Annotated in this window: 18 protein-coding genes and 1 tRNA gene; 10 read left to right on the top strand and 9 right to left on the bottom strand. The window is 52.3% G+C overall.

Annotated elements, in window-relative coordinates; all coding sequences use genetic code 11:
* The first annotated feature begins 101 nt into the window (after nt 1–101).
* Complete coding sequence (sxy, locus tag AACS80_RS01635) at nt 102–731, top strand: CRP-S regulon transcriptional coactivator Sxy (RefSeq protein ID WP_130205381.1); 630 nt, start codon at nt 102–104, stop codon at nt 729–731.
* Here sxy and yccS read toward each other — a convergent pair.
* Together yccS and AACS80_RS01645 are read right to left on the bottom strand one after the other, a co-directional pair.
* Nucleotides 694–2856: a YccS family putative transporter gene (yccS, locus tag AACS80_RS01640; protein ID WP_130260791.1), complete on the bottom strand. Its 2163-nt coding sequence runs from the start codon at nt 2854–2856 to the stop codon at nt 694–696. The two genes, sxy and yccS, sit on opposite strands and share 38 nt — an antisense overlap.
* Before the next feature lie 9 nt (nt 2857–2865).
* Entirely contained in the window at nt 2866–3312 is a 447-nt protein-coding gene (locus AACS80_RS01645; RefSeq protein ID WP_032161476.1) for a YccF domain-containing protein, read from the bottom strand.
* Between the two features lie 122 nt (nt 3313–3434).
* Here AACS80_RS01645 and helD point away from each other — a divergent pair, with 122 nt between their 5' ends.
* Entirely contained in the window at nt 3435–5489 is a 2055-nt protein-coding gene (helD, locus tag AACS80_RS01650) for a DNA helicase IV (RefSeq protein WP_135409813.1), read from the top strand.
* Between the two features lie 31 nt (nt 5490–5520).
* On the opposite strand, the gene mgsA is transcribed toward helD, so the two are convergent.
* Both mgsA and AACS80_RS01660 read right to left on the bottom strand, forming a co-directional pair.
* A complete protein-coding gene (mgsA, locus tag AACS80_RS01655; protein ID WP_064528411.1) occupies nt 5521–5979 on the bottom strand; it encodes a methylglyoxal synthase in 459 nt (152 codons plus the stop codon).
* Nucleotides 5980–6074: 95 nt separating this feature from the next.
* Nucleotides 6075–6737, bottom strand: coding sequence for a DUF2057 family protein (locus AACS80_RS01660; RefSeq protein WP_130205387.1), 663 nt, complete (start codon nt 6735–6737; stop codon nt 6075–6077).
* Between the two features lie 172 nt (nt 6738–6909).
* On the opposite strand from AACS80_RS01660, the gene AACS80_RS01665 reads away from it, so the two are divergent.
* Nucleotides 6910–7323 carry a CoA-binding protein gene (locus AACS80_RS01665; protein WP_064528416.1) on the top strand — a complete coding sequence of 138 codons (414 nt, stop codon included), beginning with the start codon at nt 6910–6912 and terminating at the stop codon, nt 7321–7323.
* Nucleotides 7324–7367: 44 nt separating this feature from the next.
* On the opposite strand, the gene hspQ is transcribed toward AACS80_RS01665, so the two are convergent.
* Both hspQ and rlmI read right to left on the bottom strand, forming a co-directional pair.
* Nucleotides 7368–7685: a heat shock protein HspQ gene (hspQ, locus tag AACS80_RS01670; protein WP_001295356.1), complete on the bottom strand. Its 318-nt coding sequence runs from the start codon at nt 7683–7685 to the stop codon at nt 7368–7370.
* A 57-nt stretch (nt 7686–7742) separates the two neighbouring features.
* Nucleotides 7743–8933, bottom strand: coding sequence for a 23S rRNA (cytosine(1962)-C(5))-methyltransferase RlmI (gene rlmI / locus AACS80_RS01675; protein WP_064528417.1), 1191 nt, complete (start codon nt 8931–8933; stop codon nt 7743–7745).
* 94 nt (nt 8934–9027) lie between these two features.
* On the opposite strand from rlmI, the gene yccX reads away from it, so the two are divergent.
* Complete coding sequence (gene yccX / locus AACS80_RS01680; protein ID WP_135409799.1) at nt 9028–9306, top strand: acylphosphatase; 279 nt, start codon at nt 9028–9030, stop codon at nt 9304–9306.
* Here the strand turns inward: yccX and tusE are convergent.
* The 3 genes from tusE to AACS80_RS01695 form a co-directional block, all read right to left on the bottom strand.
* Complete coding sequence (gene tusE, locus AACS80_RS01685) at nt 9303–9632, bottom strand: sulfurtransferase TusE (RefSeq protein ID WP_000904443.1); 330 nt, start codon at nt 9630–9632, stop codon at nt 9303–9305. The two genes, yccX and tusE, sit on opposite strands and share 4 nt — an antisense overlap.
* A gap of 91 nt (nt 9633–9723) precedes the next feature.
* Nucleotides 9724–10383, bottom strand: a complete 660-nt coding sequence (gene yccA, locus AACS80_RS01690; RefSeq protein WP_000375136.1) for an FtsH protease modulator YccA — start codon at nt 10381–10383, stop codon at nt 9724–9726.
* 198 nt (nt 10384–10581) lie between these two features.
* Nucleotides 10582–10669: transfer RNA gene (locus AACS80_RS01695), tRNA-Ser, on the bottom strand.
* Between the two features lie 405 nt (nt 10670–11074).
* Here AACS80_RS01695 and hyaA point away from each other — a divergent pair.
* From hyaA to AACS80_RS01725, 6 genes are read left to right on the top strand one after another with little or no spacing between them, the layout of a single operon-like run.
* The gene (hyaA, locus tag AACS80_RS01700; RefSeq protein WP_010344442.1) at nt 11075–12193 is read left to right on the top strand and encodes a hydrogenase 1 small subunit; all 1119 of its coding nucleotides are present in this window, start codon (nt 11075–11077) and stop codon (nt 12191–12193) included.
* A complete protein-coding gene (gene hyaB, locus AACS80_RS01705; RefSeq protein ID WP_135409800.1) occupies nt 12190–13983 on the top strand; it encodes a Ni/Fe-hydrogenase large subunit in 1794 nt (597 codons plus the stop codon). The genes hyaA and hyaB overlap by 4 nt, the downstream gene beginning before the upstream one ends.
* Nucleotides 13984–14001: 18 nt before the next feature.
* Nucleotides 14002–14712: a Ni/Fe-hydrogenase b-type cytochrome subunit gene (gene hyaC, locus AACS80_RS01710; RefSeq protein ID WP_135409801.1), complete on the top strand. Its 711-nt coding sequence runs from the start codon at nt 14002–14004 to the stop codon at nt 14710–14712.
* Nucleotides 14709–15296 carry a hydrogenase 1 maturation protease gene (hyaD, locus tag AACS80_RS01715; protein WP_135409802.1) on the top strand — a complete coding sequence of 196 codons (588 nt, stop codon included), beginning with the start codon at nt 14709–14711 and terminating at the stop codon, nt 15294–15296. The genes hyaC and hyaD overlap by 4 nt, the downstream gene beginning before the upstream one ends.
* Nucleotides 15293–15691: a hydrogenase-1 operon protein HyaE gene (gene hyaE, locus AACS80_RS01720; RefSeq protein WP_135409803.1), complete on the top strand. Its 399-nt coding sequence runs from the start codon at nt 15293–15295 to the stop codon at nt 15689–15691. The genes hyaD and hyaE overlap by 4 nt, the downstream gene beginning before the upstream one ends.
* Nucleotides 15688–16545, top strand: coding sequence for a hydrogenase expression/formation protein (locus tag AACS80_RS01725; protein WP_135409804.1), 858 nt, complete (start codon nt 15688–15690; stop codon nt 16543–16545). The genes hyaE and AACS80_RS01725 overlap by 4 nt, the downstream gene beginning before the upstream one ends.
* Nucleotides 16546–16558: the final 13 nt, after the last annotated feature.

Below are 16558 nucleotides of genomic sequence, written 5' to 3' on the forward strand. Positions count from 1 at the left end.
TAAATTAATCTTGCCCCTTGAGAATAAGTTGCCTATTTTCGTATTTAACGGATCCGTTAATGTGAATCATTCTTTTATATTATGATTTTAAAAGGAATTTTATGAAAAGCCTCTCCTACAAGCGGATCTATAAGTCACAAGAATACCTGTCGACGTTAGGCACTATTGAATATCGATCGTTGTTTGGCAGTTACAGTCTGACCGTTGACGATACAGTGTTTGCGATGGTTTCTGATGGTGAGTTGTATCTTCGGGCTTGTGAGCAAAGCGCACAGTACTGTGTAAAACATCCACCAGTCTGGCTGACATACAAAAAGTGTGGCCGTCCCGTTACTCTCAATTACTACCGGGTTGATGAAAGCTTATGGCGGAATCAACAGAAGTTGGTGCGGTTGTCGAAATATTCGCTGGACGCTGCGCTTAAAGAGAAAAGTACGCGCGACACCCAGCAACGGCTGAAAGATTTGCCCAATATGTCTTATCACCTGGAAGCGATTCTCGGGGAAGTGGGGATTAAGGATGTTCGGGCGCTACGTATACTTGGGGCGAAAATGTGCTGGTTGCGACTACGGCAGCATAACAGTCTGGTGACAGAAAAGATTCTGTTCATGCTTGAAGGCGCAATTATCGGTATTCATGAAGCTGCGCTCCCGGTGGCACGCCGCCAGGAGCTTGCAGAATGGGCAGATTCTATTACACCGAAACAGGAGTTTCCTGAGGAACTTGAGTAATCCGGCGTTGCAGACGGCCAATTTCTGGCAGTAATGCAATCAGTAACCCGATTTGCTGTACGACCAGAGGTTCTTTGCTGTCTGCCCGCGGTTCAAGTTGTTGCATCCGCTGTTTCAGGCCAGCTAATGCCTGATTGACGCGTTCTTCATCGGCAGGTTGATGATGTAGCGCGTCATCAACATAGCAAACGGCGTCATCAAGAAACGCCAGAATTTCAGGGTTGGTTAACTGCTCGCGGTGTGCGCCGAGGGCAGAAATATAGCTGGTAAAAGTATGGTTAAGGCACAGTAAACGGAACGCGTCATCGCGAATTTGCGGTGTGACGTTCGGTTCACTGGACATATTCGACACCACCGACGCCAGTTCAGCATCACGGTTGTGAGCATCGCGACGGGCAATACGATACGCCAGACGGTTGTCACGCCCCTGATGATATTGCTCAAGAATGGCATCGAGATAACGGCAGTTAGCATCCGTCGCGCGTTCAAGCATTCGCGGCAAATTACGAAACCGCCAGTCGGGCCAGATGTAGCTCACCGCCGCCCATGCTATTGCACAGCCGATCAGCGTATCGATTACGCGAGGCAGCGCGACTTCAAAACCTTCACCCAGCAAGTTGAAGCACAGTAACACCAGAAGCGTAATGAACATCGTTGCATGAGCGTATTGCACGTTACGGAAGGCAAAAAAGAGCACGCCGGTAATCACCAGCAGCACCAGTTGTCCTTCCAGTGACGGAACAAACCACAGCACAGGAATACCAATCGCAATACCCACCAACGTACCAATAATCCTTAACTTCAGACGGTGGCGCGTGGCGTTATAGTTTGGCTGGCAGACAAACAGACTTGTCAGCAGGATCCAATACCCGTGATGCATTCCGGTTATCTGAATGATGGCGTAACCAACACACAATACCAGCGACATTCTCACTGCATGGCGAAATAGTGCAGACTCCGGCGTTAAGTTACGTTTAAGACGCAGCCAGATATCGCTAAACCCGCGAGGGCTGTCGTCGGCGAGTTCATTTTCGTCTGCATTGGGGGACAGCGCCTGGGCTTGTTCTGATTCAATAGTCGCTAGTTGGGCATCTATGGCACGTAAATTGTTCAGCAGGAATCCCAGTATTTTTAGCAGATCGGCGGGCGCACCATTTTCGCGCATCCGCTCAAGTGCGGCGTCAATATGCGTAAAAGCGCGTTCAAAATGTGGATCGTGCTGATAAGGCTGACGCAGCAAAATACAGCGTGACAATTGTTGGCAAGCTTGTCCCTGCATCGACATCAGGCGCTGGAAGCGGAACAGCACATCGCTGTGGCGAAAATGTTCTCGCAGCGTTTGATACTGAATATGTGAAGAGCTTGCCCGCTCGTGGATATCCTGCGCTACAAAATAGTAATGTAGTGTACGACGCGTTCCCCGCTGACCGCGGTCGCCGCGTAAGCGGGTCAGCAACGAGATTTTCGTCTGGTTCAGCGTCACCATAAGTTGCCCGTTGGCGAGCGCCAAATCATACAGCGGTGCCTGGCTTTCATCCTCAATATCAGGATCAAACATACGTGACTTGAGTTCCAGATACCGCGCCAGTTGTTCGTAACAACGAGCCAGGTTGTCCTGCAACGGGCGGACAGGGAACAGCAAATGACCAATAAGCGTCAGGATGTTGTACCAAACCGCACCAGCAAGCAGATAGATAGGCTGCTGATACCAGTGCTCATACAGGGAGGTTCCCAGCATCGTGTAAATGGCAATCAGCAATGCACCGAAGGCGATGGTCGCATAGCGTTGACCCAGACCGCCGAGCAAAATGAAGCCGCTGGTGGAGAGCGTTAAACCAATGGCGAACAGCCAGGGCCACGGAAATAACAGCTCTACTGAAGCCGAGGCAATAAAAAAACAGAACAGCGTAATAATGAGATTACGCAGACGTCCCGCCAGTCGGTCGTCGAGATCGGTCAGTGCTGCCGCCACCATTCCGAGAGTCAGCGGAATCGTAAGTTTTACATCACCCAGCCACCACGGAAACGCAGTGGTGCCGCAAAGTGCGATAAAAATGCGCGCGTAATACAGCCAGGTGCTGTTCCAGGTATAGCGTTTGAGCAAAGGACTTAGCATAAAGGCCATAATGTTGGATTATTGAAAACGGCGACGTGCATTGGCTTCACGCGCAGCTTGAGCTGTTTCTACCGATACCACGCGGCGTCCGACCGGCCACAGAGCAATAGCGGCAATTTTAAAGTTCGCAATACCAACCGGAATACCAATGATGGAAATGCATTGCGCGATACCTGTTGCGATATGCATCAGACATAGCCACCAGCCGAAGAAAACCAGCCAGAAAATATTCAGCACCGTACCGCCAGTGTTAAGCAGCACATTTTTGCCTGCCGGGTTTAGTTCATCGACATGAATAGCTTCATTGCCATAAGGCAGCAGAGACAGTTTGGTTATCTCCCAGCAGGACCGTGTCAGCGGTAAGGTGAAAATCAGCACAATACTGACCAGGGTCGCTAACAGCCAGCCAAGAGTGGTGGCGAATCCGCCAAGCACAAAGTTCAGAATGTTCAAAACGGTACGCATAAAACCTCGCTTTACTGTGGTTTTCAGTAATGGGCGGCAATTGTAACGTTTTTTTGGGCTGGAGCACGTTTTCTCTGGCGGTTACACTGATAAGAAATGACATCGTGTGGATCTACAGAGACATGGAACTGAAAGCGACAACTCTTGGCAAACGTCTGGCACAGCACCCTTACGATCGGGCGGTGATCCTCAATGCCGGGATAAAAGTTTCCGGCGATCGCCACGAATACCTTATTCCTTTCAATCAATTACTGGCTATTCACTGCAAACGTGGTTTGGTATGGGGTGAGCTGGAATTTGTATTGCCTGATGAAAAAGTCGTGCGTCTGCATGGCACTGAATGGGCAGAGACGCAGCGTTTTCACCATCATCTTGATGCTCACTGGCGGCGCTGGAGCGAGGAAATGAGCGAAATTGCCGCTGGCGTATTGCAGCAACAACTGGATCTTATTGCTGCTCGCACTGGAGAAAATAAATGGCTGACGCGGGAGCAAACCACTGGGGTACAGCAACAAATTCGTCAGGCTTTGTCAGCGTTGCCATTACCGGTTAATCGCCTGGAGGAATTTGATAACTGTCGTGAGGCGTGGCGCAAATGTCAGGCCTGGCTGAAAGATATTGAAGCCAGTCGGTTGCAGCATAATCAGGCGTATACCGAAACCATGCTTAACGAACATGCGGATTTTTTCCGTCAGGTTGAGTCTTCACCGCTTAATCCGGCGCAGGCCCGGGCGGTGGTTAATGGTGAGCATTCCCTGTTAGTGCTGGCTGGCGCAGGAAGCGGAAAAACGTCTGTGCTGGTGGCGCGCGCTGGCTGGTTATTGGCGCGTGGTGAAGCATCACCCGAGCAAATTTTATTGCTGGCGTTTGGTCGAAAAGCGGCGGAAGAGATGGACGAGCGGATCCGCGAACGGCTGCATACCGAAGAGATTGCCGCGCGCACGTTTCATTCTCTGGCCCTGCATATTATTCAGCAAGGCAGCAAAAAAGTACCGACAGTCAGCAACCTGGAAAATGACACCGCAGCCCGCCATGAACTCTTTATTGCTGAGTGGCGCAAGCAGTGTAGTGAAAAGAAAGCACAGGCGAAGGGCTGGCGACAATGGTTGATGGAAGAACTGCAGTGGTCAGTGCCAGAAGGCAACTTCTGGGATGATGAAAAATTGCAGCGTCGTCTCGCATCTCGCCTCGATCGCTGGGTCAGTCTGATGCGGATGCACGGTGGCGCGCAGGCTGAAATGATTGCCAGTGCGCCAGAAGAGATTCGGGAACTGTTCAGTAAACGAATCAAATTGATGGCACCGTTGCTGAAAGCCTGGAAAGGTGCGCTGAAAGCGGAAAACGCTGTCGATTTTTCAGGTCTGATTCATCAGGCGATTGCTATCCTTGAGAAAGGGCGGTTTATCAGCCCGTGGAAACATATTCTGGTTGATGAATTCCAGGACATCTCCCCACAGCGAGCGGCCTTGCTGGCAGCATTGCGTAAACAAAATAGTCAGACAACGTTGTTTGCCGTTGGCGATGACTGGCAGGCTATTTACCGCTTCAGCGGCGCGCAAATGTCGCTCACCACGGCCTTCCATGAAAACTTCGGTGAAGGCGATCGCTGTGATTTAGACACGACTTACCGTTTCAATAGCCGTATCGGAGAGGTGGCAAACCGTTTTATTCAGCAGAACCCTAATCAGTTGAAAAAACCGCTGAATAGCTTAACGAATGGTGACAAAAAAGCCGTCACCTTGTTGGATGAGAGTCAGCTTGACGCTTTACTGGACAAGCTATCTGGTTATGTCAAACCCGAAGAGCGCATTCTGGTACTAGCGCGTTACCATCATCTGAAGCCCGTTACTCTGGATAAAGCCACGACGCGCTGGCCGAAGCTGCAAATCGACTTTATGACCATTCATGCCAGCAAAGGGCAACAGGCCGACTACGTCATCATCGTTGGTTTGCAGGAGGGGAGTGATGGCTTCCCGGCTGTGGCGCGTGAGTCCATTATGGAAGAGGCGCTACTGCCGCCAGTAGAGGACTATCCGGACGCCGAAGAACGGCGATTAATGTACGTTGCGCTCACTCGCGCACGGCATCGGGTTTGGGTACTGTTCAGCAAAGAGAATCCTTCTCCCTTTGTGGACGACCTGAAAAAACTGGATGTACCGGTAGCAAGGAAACCGTAAGAAACAGGCGGCGAGTGCCGCCTGTGCGAACTTACTTCAGGCGTTCTGCGAGATAACGTTGATAATCCGGGATCAGAATATCTACAGCGTCGTTGAAATGTGGTGACTGGATGATGAAATCAGCCGTTGCCACGTTGGTGGCGACCGGAATGTTCCACACCGTCGCCAGACGCAGCAACGCTTTCACGTCGGGGTCGTGTGGTACAGCATTCAGCGGGTCCCAGAAGAAAATCAGCACATCAATTTTCCCTTCTGAGATCAATGCGCCAACCTGCTGATCGCCGCCCATCGGGCCGCTCAGCATCGCGTTGACGTTCATTCCTGTCGCGCGGGAAATTAAGTTACCCGTGGTGCCCGTTGCATAAAGTTCGTGCTGCTCCAGAAGCGGCTGATGCCGTTCCACCCAGCTCATGAGCATTTGCTTGCAGTGATCATGTGCCACCAGCGCAATATGTTTACGCGCCGCCATTGTGCGAGTTGTCAGTTCCATAATTTACATCCGTAGTTAACTTTCCTACAGACTACTGTAAGCACTTATCGCTGCAAGATAAAGACTGAAAAAGCCTGCGCACAGGCACAAAAATCTCAGGAAGAAGGTTGTTTTTCCGCCCATTGCAGAAAGTTATTACGCGTTTGTGGGTCAGCCAGTTTAAACCAATACTTCAGCCGTTGTTCAGTGAGCACCTGTGACTGCGGAGGAATCGCATCCAGTTCCGAAACGCCGGAGAGCAGTGTACTGTCGTCCGCCATCATAGTGGCAAATTGCGGTAGCGAAGCGCGTTTTGCGGATTTGTTATAGCGTTCGACTTCCAGCTCATAATCGATTGTTTTCCCGGCAGAGGTAATGGCGAGAATATCCAGCTTCACCGGAATCGGCGTCGCATCGCCATCTAACAATTCAAGGTTCGGCGCTGCGTCAAAATGGTTCGCTTCTCGTTCATTCTCCAGGCGAGGGAGACGAAAATTCACCTGACTAATGAGCTGGGTATTAAAGCTAACGACCAGCGGCGGGGAGATATAAAGTCGTTCTTCGTTACTGGAAAGATGGATTGTCTTTTCAACGCGAAACACTAACTGATGTGGTCCATTATCCAGTTCGATGCTATCAGCACCGCGAAGCAGAGAACTGGAAACCTTTTTGCCGTCGAGTATCAGGAGATCAACATCGCTGGATAGCCGCAGTGTGGTGGCAAAAACGGATACCGGCAAACACAGTGCAATCAAGGTGGTCATAATGCCGGTTTTCATAGGTAGCTCCTGTCCAAAGACCGCCCGACTAATAATGTATCAAAATTTTTCTTTAATCATACTTACTAACATATAGACATGTTTTCTGCTTTTGCTCTCATACATTCGTAGTAGCTACATGGTTGGCATGTCGGGATTGTCGTACACTTTGGTAAATAGTCTGGAGGAAATGATGAAAGAAACCGATATTGCAGGCATTTTAACGTCCACCCGCACCATTGCGCTGGTGGGAGCAAGTGACAAACCCGATCGTCCAAGTTATCGCGTAATGAAGTATCTGCTCGATCAGGGCTATCACGTTATTCCCGTCTCCCCAAAGGTCGCCGGTAAAACGCTGTTAGGCCAGCAAGGTTACGGCACGCTGGCGGAGGTTCCGGAAAAAGTGGATATGGTCGATGTTTTCCGTAATTCAGAAGCAGCATGGGGCGTGGCGCAGGAGGCGATCGCTATTGGTGCGAAAACCTTATGGATGCAACTGGGTGTTATAAATGAACAGGCGGCAGTGCTGGCGCGTGATGCAGGGCTAAACGTGGTGATGGATCGCTGCCCGGCGATTGAGATCCCTCGTCTGGGCCTGGCGAAATAAAAAATACCCGGAAGGCGAAAACCTTCCGGGCATGTTTATGAGGATTAGTTACGCAGACGCGGCGCCTGGAGTTGTTTGCGGATAGTCTGCGCTAGCTCATCCATTGACGGTTGCTCTGGATGTTCATCCTGCAATTCGCTACTTAGCTGGGCTTCAGCCAGGTAGGTATGAACCGGTAGGCCGTTGTCATCCTCCATCACCACGTGATACCACGGAGCGGCGCGAAGCTCGTCATTCACCGCCAGCTCATCAGGCGACGGTTCAGAGAGCGAGTAAACCGGGTCGATATCCACGACCACTCCGAGATAACCTAACAGGGAATGGCGGACCTGCTGGCCGATACCGAATTTGCTGGCAATCATAGTCACCTCCCGGGAAATCTTTACCTTTGATATATGGGCAAAATTTCACTTTTCAAGTTACATGACGCGACAGGCAAACCCTTTCAGATATAGCCCTTCCGGGTAGGTAGCGATCACCGGGTGATCGGCGGCCTGACGGAACTGCTCTATAAATTGTACATCACGACCGGCATCAATTGCGGCGTCAGCGATGATTTTCTGAAATAAATCGCTGGTCATTAGGCCAGAACATGAGAAAGTCAGGAGAACTCCGCCTTCATTCAACAGCTGAATGGCCAGCATGTTGATGTCTTTATAGCCACGGCATGCGCCCATCAACTGGCTTTTATTCTCAACAAACTTCGGTGGGTCCATCACGATAACGTCAAATTTTTCACCGCGATCGCGATAGGTACGCAGCAATTTAAAGACGTCATCACGGACAAACTCAGCCTTGCTCAGATCCAGCTTGTTCAGCTCAACGTTCTGCCGCGCGATATCCAGGGCTTCCTGCGAAGTATCGACACTGACTACCTGGCTGCATCCACCCATTAATGCCGAGACGGCGAAACCACCGGTATAGGAGAAACAGTTGAGTACGCGTTTATTTTCAACGTAGCGGCGGGTAGCCAGGCGGCTGTCACGCTGATCCAGGTAGTAGCCCGTTTTGTGGCCGTGTTGAATGTCCACCAGCAGCTTCATACCGTGTTCTTCAATCGGCAGCAGGGCAGGCGGCAGCTCGCCGGTAACGGGGCCCTGGGTCAGTTCCATACCTTCTTTTTTACGTACAGCGACGTCGCTGCGGTCGTAAATTGCGCACTCCGGATAGAGCGTTTGCAGGGCGCTAATTAATGCCGCGCGCTGATACTCTGCGCCAGCACTCAGCAGTTGCAGCACCAGAAAATTGCCGAAGCGGTCGATAGTAATGCCAGGCAGGCCATCAGATTCGCCAGCGATTAAACGATAGCTGTCGAGGCCATCTTTTTTCGCCAGCCAGTCGCGCCACTTTTGCGCCTGTTGTAAACGGCGAGTAAAAAAGGCAATGTCGATGGATTCTGACGGGTCAAACGTCCAGACGCGCGCACGGATTTGCGATGCTGGCGAATAAGCGCCGCGTGCTAACCATTTTCCCTGATGATCAACAATATCGATGGTTTCTCCGAGGCTGGCTTTACCTTCCATCCGGGCAACGGCGCCGGAAAAGACCCACGGATGGCGACGAAGTAATGATTTTTCGCGCCCTTTGGCTAACACTAAACGTACACTCATAATTAACTATTCTGTCGATGCAAAGAAATGGGCGCCATTGTCCGGAGTTTTCCATGGATTTGCAACGCGTCCATTAAGGATAAGGAGAGCAGTCATGTCGAAAGTCTGCATAATTGCCTGGGTATACGGCCGGGTTCAGGGCGTAGGGTTTCGCTATACCACCCAGTACGAAGCGAAAAGATTGGGATTAACTGGTTACGCCAAAAATCTTGACGATGGCAGCGTGGAAGTCGTTGTCTGCGGTGAAGAAGGGCAGGTGGAAAAATTAATGCAGTGGTTAAAAAGCGGCGGCCCGCGTTCAGCGCATGTGGAACGGGTGCTTAGCGAGCCGCATCATCCCTCCGGGGAGTTAACGGATTTTCGTATTCGTTAAATGCATTTCACCGGTTTAGGCAGGCCAGCAATTTTGGTGGCTTGCTTTGCCGGGCCTTTCGGGAACAGTCGGTACAGATAGCGGCTATTGCCTTTCTCTTCACCAAATTTATTCGCCATCGCTTTAACCAGCATACGAATTGCCGGAGAGGTATTAAATTCCAGGTAGAAGTCACGCACAAAACGCACCACCTCCCAGTGTTCTGGCGACAGTGTAATACCTTCGTTCTCTGCAATGACCACCGCCAGTGGTTCGCTCCACTGGCTACTCTCTTTGAGATAGCCTTCGGTATCGGTTTCTATCTCTTTACCTTCGAAGATCAGCATAATTATTTACTACCTTAGTCAGACTGGCGGCAGTGTAACAAAAAACAAAGCCCCGCATAAAGCGAGGCTCAGAAAGAGATAGCGGGCGAGATTAATCGCGGCTGGCGAAGCCCAGAATGCTCAACAGGCTAACGAAGATGTTATACAGCGACACATACAGGCTCACAGTGGCACGAATGTAGTTCGTTTCACCGCCGTGGATGATGTTGCTGGTTTCAAACAGAATTGCGCCAGAGGAGATCAGAATGAACACCGCGCTGATCGCCAGATGCAGAGCAGGCAGTTGCAGGAAGATATTCGCTACCATCCCGATCAGGACAACAACAATACCCGCCATCAGCATACCGCCGAGGAACGACATATCTTTGCGAGTGGTCAGCACATACGCAGAGCAGCAGAAGAACACTAATGCCGTACCGCCCAACGCCATGGCAATTACGTCACCCATTCCGGCTGACAGATAGGTGTTCAGAATTGGCCCGAGGATATAACCCAGAAAACCGGTAAACGCGAACGCGGAGATAATCCCGGTCGGCTTATTCGCCGTTTTATAGGTCAGGAACATCAAACCATACATACCCACCAGCGTCAGAATCAGCCCCGGAGATGGCAGCATCAGAACCGTACTGGCCGTCGCGGTAATCGCCGAAAAGGCCAGTGTCAGGCTCAGCAGAAAATAGGTATTACGCAGCACCTTATGGGTGCTAAGCAGCGATGTACGGTCATGTGAAGAACTAACAATACGATCCATTGAGTCACTCTCTATGACAGATGTAATTAATGAAGCAGCATAATGATAATGCCGAAAGCTACCCAGAGGTTTTACCCATCTTTACGCATTTGATCTGGAACAGGTTTAGCAGAGGATGGTTAAGCCACTGAGTGTGGTATAGCATTTTGACAGGCAAAAGAAAAAGGGGTTAGCATTTAGCTAACCCCTTATCTTATTTGGCGGAAGCGCAGAGATTCGAACTCTGGAACCCTTTCGGGTCGCCGGTTTTCAAGACCGGTGCCTTCAACCGCTCGGCCACACTTCCGGAATGACGCGAACTATAAACATCCCGATGCGTCGTGTAAACCCCCAATTTGTTTGTTTGCTTGAAAAACAGGCAAATGCGTGTCGATAGCTTGAAATAACAGCAATTTGGACATTCTGTCGCCATAAAAATGGGCTCGTAATCGTTCTGCGCCAAACCTTAAGGAAAATAAGGTCCATTTTTATCGCTAAAAGACAAATCCACACAGTTTGTATTGTTTTGTGCAAAAGTTTCACTACGATTTATTAACAATACTTTCTGGCGACGTGCGCCAGTGCAGAAGGATGAGCTTTCGTTTTCAGCATCTCACGTAAAACGATGGTTTGCCTTGCTACAGGGACGTCGCTTGCCGACCCATAAGCGCCCGGCGTCCTGCTGGTGTCGCAAGGAGAAGAGACGTGCGATATGAATAACGAGGAGACATTTTACCAGGCCATGCGGCGTCAGGGGGTCACCCGGCGCAGCTTTCTCAAATATTGCAGTCTGGCTGCAACCTCGCTGGGGTTAGGCGCGGGAATGGCACCAAAGATTGCCTGGGCGCTGGAAAATAAACCGCGCATTCCGGTGGTGTGGATCCACGGTCTGGAATGCACCTGCTGTACCGAATCTTTTATCCGCTCCGCTCACCCACTGGCGAAGGATGTCATTCTTTCCCTTATTTCTCTCGACTACGACGATACTCTGATGGCTGCCGCCGGAACTCAGGCGGAAGAAGTCTTTGAAGACATCATCACGCAATACAATGGCAAATATATCCTCGCAGTAGAAGGTAATCCGCCACTGGGCGAGCAGGGGATGTTCTGTATCAGCAGCGGTCGACCGTTTATTGAGAAACTCAAACGTGCCGCTGCCGGAGCCAGTGCGATTATCGCATGGGGAACCTGCGCTTCATGGGGTTGCGTGCAGGCCGCGCGGCCCAATCCGACGCAGGCAACGCCTATCGACAAAGTGATCACCGATAAACCGATCATTAAAGTGCCAGGCTGCCCGCCGATCCCGGATGTGATGAGCGCCATCATTACTTACATGGTGACGTTCGATCGCCTGCCGGATGTCGACAGAATGGGGCGTCCGCTGATGTTCTATGGCCAGCGAATCCACGATAAATGCTATCGCCGCGCCCACTTCGACGCCGGAGAGTTCGTCCAGAGTTGGGATGATGACGCGGCGCGTAAAGGTTACTGCCTGTACAAAATGGGCTGCAAAGGGCCAACTACGTATAACGCCTGTTCCTCTACCCGCTGGAACGATGGCGTTTCCTTCCCGATCCAGTCTGGTCACGGTTGTCTTGGTTGTTCTGAAAATGGCTTCTGGGATCGCGGCTCGTTCTACAGCCGCGTGGTCGACATTCCGCAAATGGGGACTCACTCCACCGCCGATACCGTCGGCTTAACCGCGCTTGGCGTGGTGGCTGCGGCGGTTGGCGTACATGCAGTCGCCAGCGCCGTTGACCAGCGCAGACGTCATAACCAGCAACTTGCAGAAGCAGAACAACAGCCGGGCAACGAGGATAAACAGGCATGAGCACTCAGTACGAAACTCAGGGATACACCATCAACAATGCCGGGCGCCGCCTGGTGGTCGACCCGATCACGCGCATCGAAGGCCATATGCGCTGCGAAGTAAATATCAACGATCAGAATGTGATAACCAATGCCGTCTCCTGCGGCACGATGTTTCGCGGGCTGGAGATCATCCTGCAAGGGCGCGACCCGCGCGATGCGTGGGCGTTCGTTGAACGTATTTGCGGCGTTTGCACCGGCGTACACGCCCTGGCTTCGGTTTACGCCATCGAAGATGCCATCGGTATTAAAGTGCCGGACAACGCCAATATCATCCGCAATATTATGCTGGCAACGCTCTGGTGCCACGATCACCTGGTGCATTTCTATCAGCTCGCCGGGATGGACTGGATCGATGTGTTAGATGCGCTGAAAGCCGATCCGCGTAAAACCTCCGAACTGGCGCAAAGCCTCTCCTCGTGGCCGAAATCGTCTCCTGGATATTTTTTCGATGTGCAAAATCGACTGAAGAAATTTGTTGAAGGCGGGCAGTTGGGGATCTTCCGTAACGGCTACTGGGGCCATCCGCAATATAAACTGCCGCCAGAAGCCAACCTGATGGGCTTTGCCCACTATCTCGAAGCTCTCGATTTCCAGCGTGAAATTGTCAAAATCCACGCGGTCTTTGGCGGTAAAAACCCTCATCCAAACTGGATTGTCGGCGGGATGCCATGCGCCATTAACATTGATGAAAGCGGCGCGGTCGGTGCGGTCAATATGGAACGCCTGAACCTGGTGCAGTCGATCATTACCCGTACGGCGGACTTCATTAATAACGTGATGATCCCCGACGCTTTAGCCATCGGCCAGTTCAACAAACCGTGGAGCGAAATCGGCACGGGCCTTTCGGATCAATGCGTCCTCAGCTACGGTGCGTTCCCCGATATCGCCAACGACTTTGGTGAGAAAAGTTTGTTGATGCCTGGCGGCGCGGTGATCAACGGCGACTTCAAAAATGTGCTGCCAGTGGATTTGGTTGATCCGCAGCAGGTGCAGGAGTTTGTCGATCACGCCTGGTATCGTTATCCCGATGATCGGGTTGGACGTCATCCCTTCGATGGTATTACCGATCCGTGGTACAACCCCGGCGATGTCAAAGGCAGTGACACCAACATTCAGCAGCTGAATGAACAGGAACGCTACTCGTGGATCAAAGCGCCACGCTGGCGCGGCCATGCGATGGAAGTGGGGCCACTGGCGCGCACGTTAATCGCTTACCACAAAGGCGATGCGGCAACCGTTGAGTCGGTCGATCGCATGATGTCGGCGCTGAACCTGCCGCTTTCCGGCATCCAGTCGACGTTAGGCCGTATTCTGTGCCGCGCGCACGAAGCGCAGTGGGCCGCAAGTAAGTTGCAGTACTTCTTCGACAAGCTGATGACCAACCTGAAAAACGGCAATCTCGCCACTGCCTCTACCGAAAAATGGGAACCTGCGACCTGGCCGAAAGAGTGCCGTGGCGTTGGCTTTACCGAAGCGCCGCGCGGGGCGTTAGGCCACTGGGCTGCCATTCGTGATGGCAAGATTGATCTCTACCAGTGCGTGGTGCCGACCACCTGGAACGCCAGCCCGCGCGATCCCAAAGGGCAAATCGGTGCGTATGAAGCGGCGCTGATGAACACCAAAATGGCTATTCCTGAACAGCCGCTGGAAATCCTGCGTACTTTGCACAGCTTCGACCCGTGCCTCGCCTGTTCAACTCACGTGCTGGGCAACGACGGTAGCGAGCTTATCTCCGTGCAGGTGCGTTAACAGCGAAGGAGAATCATCATGCAACAGAAAAGCGACAACGTTGTCAGCCACTATGTCTTTGAAGCGCCCGTGCGGATCTGGCACTGGCTGACGGTGCTGTGCATGGCAGTGTTGATGGTTACTGGCTACTTTATTGGCAAACCGCTGCCTTCGGTCAGCGGCGAGGCGACGTATCTGTTCTATATGGGGTACATCCGGTTAATTCACTTCAGTGCCGGGATGATTTTTACCGTGGTATTACTGATGCGGATCTACTGGGCATTTGTTGGTAATCGCTACTCCCGCGAGCTGTTTATCGTGCCAGTGTGGCGTAAAAGCTGGTGGCTGGGCGTGTGGTATGAAATTCGCTGGTATCTGTTTCTGGCAAAACGCCCGAGTGCTGATATTGGTCATAATCCCATCGCCCAGGCCGCGATGTTCGGCTATTTCCTGATGTCCGTTTTTATGATCGTCACCGGTTTTGCGCTGTTCAGCGAACACAGTCAGTACGCCATCTTCACACCGTTCCGTTACGTGGTGGAATTTTTCTACTGGACGGGCGGCAACTCAATGGACATTCACAGCTGGCATCGGCTGGGGATGTGGCTGATTGGCGCGTTTGTGATCGGTCATGTCTACATGGCGCTGCGTGAAGACATCATGTCTGATGACACGGTGATCTCCACCATGGTGAACGGCTACCGCAGCCACAAATTTTTTAAAGTCAAAAGCAACAAGGAGCGTTCATGAGCGAGCAACGCGTGGTGGTAATGGGGCTGGGCAACCTGCTGTGGGCCGATGAAGGCTTCGGCGTGCGGGTGGCAGAACGGCTGTATGTCCATTATCACTGGCCCGAGGAAGTGGAGATTGTTGATGGCGGCACTCAGGGGCTGAACTTGCTGGGCTATGTCGAAAGCGCCAGCCACTTGTTGATTCTCGATGCCATTGATTATGGGCTGGAGCCAGGAACGCTACGAACCTATGCCGGAGAACGTATTCCGGCCTATCTCAGCGCGAAGAAAATGAGCCTGCACCAGAACAGTTTCTCCGAAGTGCTGGCGCTGGCAGATATCCGCGGACATCTGCCAGCACATATTGCCCTCGTCGGCCTGCAACCCGCGATGCTCGACGACTACGGCGGTAGCCTGAGCGAACTGGCGCGAGAGCAACTGCCCGCTGCGGAACAGGCGGCGCTGGTCCAGTTGGCTGAGTGGGGAGTTGTACCGCAACCGACTGAGGAGTCTCGTTGTCTCAATTATGACTGTCTGTCGATGGAAAATTACGAAGGCGTTCGCTTGCGGCAGTACCGGATGACACAGGAGGAGCAGGGATGAGCAACGACACACCATTTGATGCGTTGTGGCAACGAATGCTGGCGCGTGGCTGGACGCCGGTCAGGGAATCCCATCTTGATGACTGGCTTACGCAAACGCCAGACGGCGTGGTGTTGTTAAGCAGTGACCCAAAACGGACGCCTGAAGCCAGCGACAATCCGGCAATGATCGGCGAGCTACTGCGCGAGTTTCCAGACTATGCGTGGAAGGTGGCGATTGCCGATCTTGAGCAAAGCGAAGCCATTGGCGATCGCTTTGGTGTTTTTCGCTTTCCCGCCACCCTGGTGTTTACCGGCGGTCGCTATCGCGGCGTGTTGAACGGCATCCACCCGTGGGCGGAGCTGATAAACCTGATGCGTGGGATTGTCGAACCGCAACAGGAGCGAGCCTCATGAGCGACACTTTCTTCCATCTGCTGGGACCGGGAACACAACCTGGCGACGACAGTTTCAGTATGAATCCACTGCCGATTACCTGTCAGGTGAATGATGAACCAAGTATGGCGGCACTGGAGCAATGTGTGCATAGCCCGCAGGTGATTGCGCTGTTAAACGAGTTACAACATCAACTAAGCGAACGCCAGCCGCCGCTGGGTGAGGTGCTGGCAGTCGAGCTGTTAAATCTCAACGCCGACGATCGTCATTTCATCAATACGCTGCTTGGGGAAGGGGAAGTGTCAGTGCGCATCCAGCACGCTGACGGCAGTGAAAGTGAAATTCAGGAGGCGATCTTCTGTGGATTATGGCGTGTACGCAGACGTCGCGGCGAACAGTTGCTGGAGGACAAACTGGAGGCTGGCTGCGCGCCGCTGGCGTTGTGGCAGGCGGCAACGCAAAACGCGCTGCCGACAGATTCGCTGTTACCGCCGCCCATTGATGGCCTGATGAATGGCCTACCGTTGGCGCATGAATTACTGGCACATGTACGTAATCCTGACGCGCAGCCGCACAGCATTAATCTGACGCAATTACCCATCAGCGAGGCTGATCGGCTTTTTCTCTCACGTCTCTGTGGGTCGGGCAATATTCAGATTCGCACCATTGGCTATGGCGAGAGCTATATCAACGCTACGGGATTACGCCATGTCTGGCATTTACGCTGTATGGACACCTTAAAAGGCCCGCTGCTTGAGAGTTATGAAATCTGCCCGATACCCGAAGTTGTGCTGGCTGCGCCGGAAGATCTGGCGGACTCTGCGCAGCGTCTCGGCGAGGTTTGTCAGTGGCTGGCGGAAAGCGCACAACAGTAAAAACGGTGGCAAA

Source organism: Escherichia sp. E4385, assembly GCF_963883145.1.
GTDB lineage: Bacteria > Pseudomonadota > Gammaproteobacteria > Enterobacterales > Enterobacteriaceae > Escherichia.

What these genes read in the sequence shown, in the direction of transcription:
- hyaA (WP_010344442.1), top strand. Translation starts at nt 11,075, where the DNA reads ATGAATAACGAGGAGACATTTTACCAGGCCATGCGGCGTCAGGGGGTC.
- AACS80_RS01660 (WP_130205387.1), bottom strand. Translation starts at nt 6,737, where the DNA reads ATGAAAACCGGCATTATGACCACCTTGATTGCACTGTGTTTGCCGGTA.
- rlmI (WP_064528417.1), bottom strand. Translation starts at nt 8,933, where the DNA reads ATGAGTGTACGTTTAGTGTTAGCCAAAGGGCGCGAAAAATCATTACTT.
- helD (WP_135409813.1), top strand. Translation starts at nt 3,435, where the DNA reads ATGGAACTGAAAGCGACAACTCTTGGCAAACGTCTGGCACAGCACCCT.
- yccA (WP_000375136.1), bottom strand. Translation starts at nt 10,383, where the DNA reads ATGGATCGTATTGTTAGTTCTTCACATGACCGTACATCGCTGCTTAGC.
- hspQ (WP_001295356.1), bottom strand. Translation starts at nt 7,685, where the DNA reads ATGATTGCCAGCAAATTCGGTATCGGCCAGCAGGTCCGCCATTCCCTG.
- AACS80_RS01645 (WP_032161476.1), bottom strand. Translation starts at nt 3,312, where the DNA reads ATGCGTACCGTTTTGAACATTCTGAACTTTGTGCTTGGCGGATTCGCC.
- sxy (WP_130205381.1), top strand. Translation starts at nt 102, where the DNA reads ATGAAAAGCCTCTCCTACAAGCGGATCTATAAGTCACAAGAATACCTG.
- AACS80_RS01725 (WP_135409804.1), top strand. Translation starts at nt 15,688, where the DNA reads ATGAGCGACACTTTCTTCCATCTGCTGGGACCGGGAACACAACCTGGC.
- yccX (WP_135409799.1), top strand. Translation starts at nt 9,028, where the DNA reads ATGTCGAAAGTCTGCATAATTGCCTGGGTATACGGCCGGGTTCAGGGC.
- hyaB (WP_135409800.1), top strand. Translation starts at nt 12,190, where the DNA reads ATGAGCACTCAGTACGAAACTCAGGGATACACCATCAACAATGCCGGG.
- hyaE (WP_135409803.1), top strand. Translation starts at nt 15,293, where the DNA reads ATGAGCAACGACACACCATTTGATGCGTTGTGGCAACGAATGCTGGCG.
- mgsA (WP_064528411.1), bottom strand. Translation starts at nt 5,979, where the DNA reads ATGGAACTGACAACTCGCACAATGGCGGCGCGTAAACATATTGCGCTG.
- tusE (WP_000904443.1), bottom strand. Translation starts at nt 9,632, where the DNA reads ATGCTGATCTTCGAAGGTAAAGAGATAGAAACCGATACCGAAGGCTAT.
- yccS (WP_130260791.1), bottom strand. Translation starts at nt 2,856, where the DNA reads ATGGCCTTTATGCTAAGTCCTTTGCTCAAACGCTATACCTGGAACAGC.
- AACS80_RS01665 (WP_064528416.1), top strand. Translation starts at nt 6,910, where the DNA reads ATGAAAGAAACCGATATTGCAGGCATTTTAACGTCCACCCGCACCATT.
- hyaD (WP_135409802.1), top strand. Translation starts at nt 14,709, where the DNA reads ATGAGCGAGCAACGCGTGGTGGTAATGGGGCTGGGCAACCTGCTGTGG.
- hyaC (WP_135409801.1), top strand. Translation starts at nt 14,002, where the DNA reads ATGCAACAGAAAAGCGACAACGTTGTCAGCCACTATGTCTTTGAAGCG.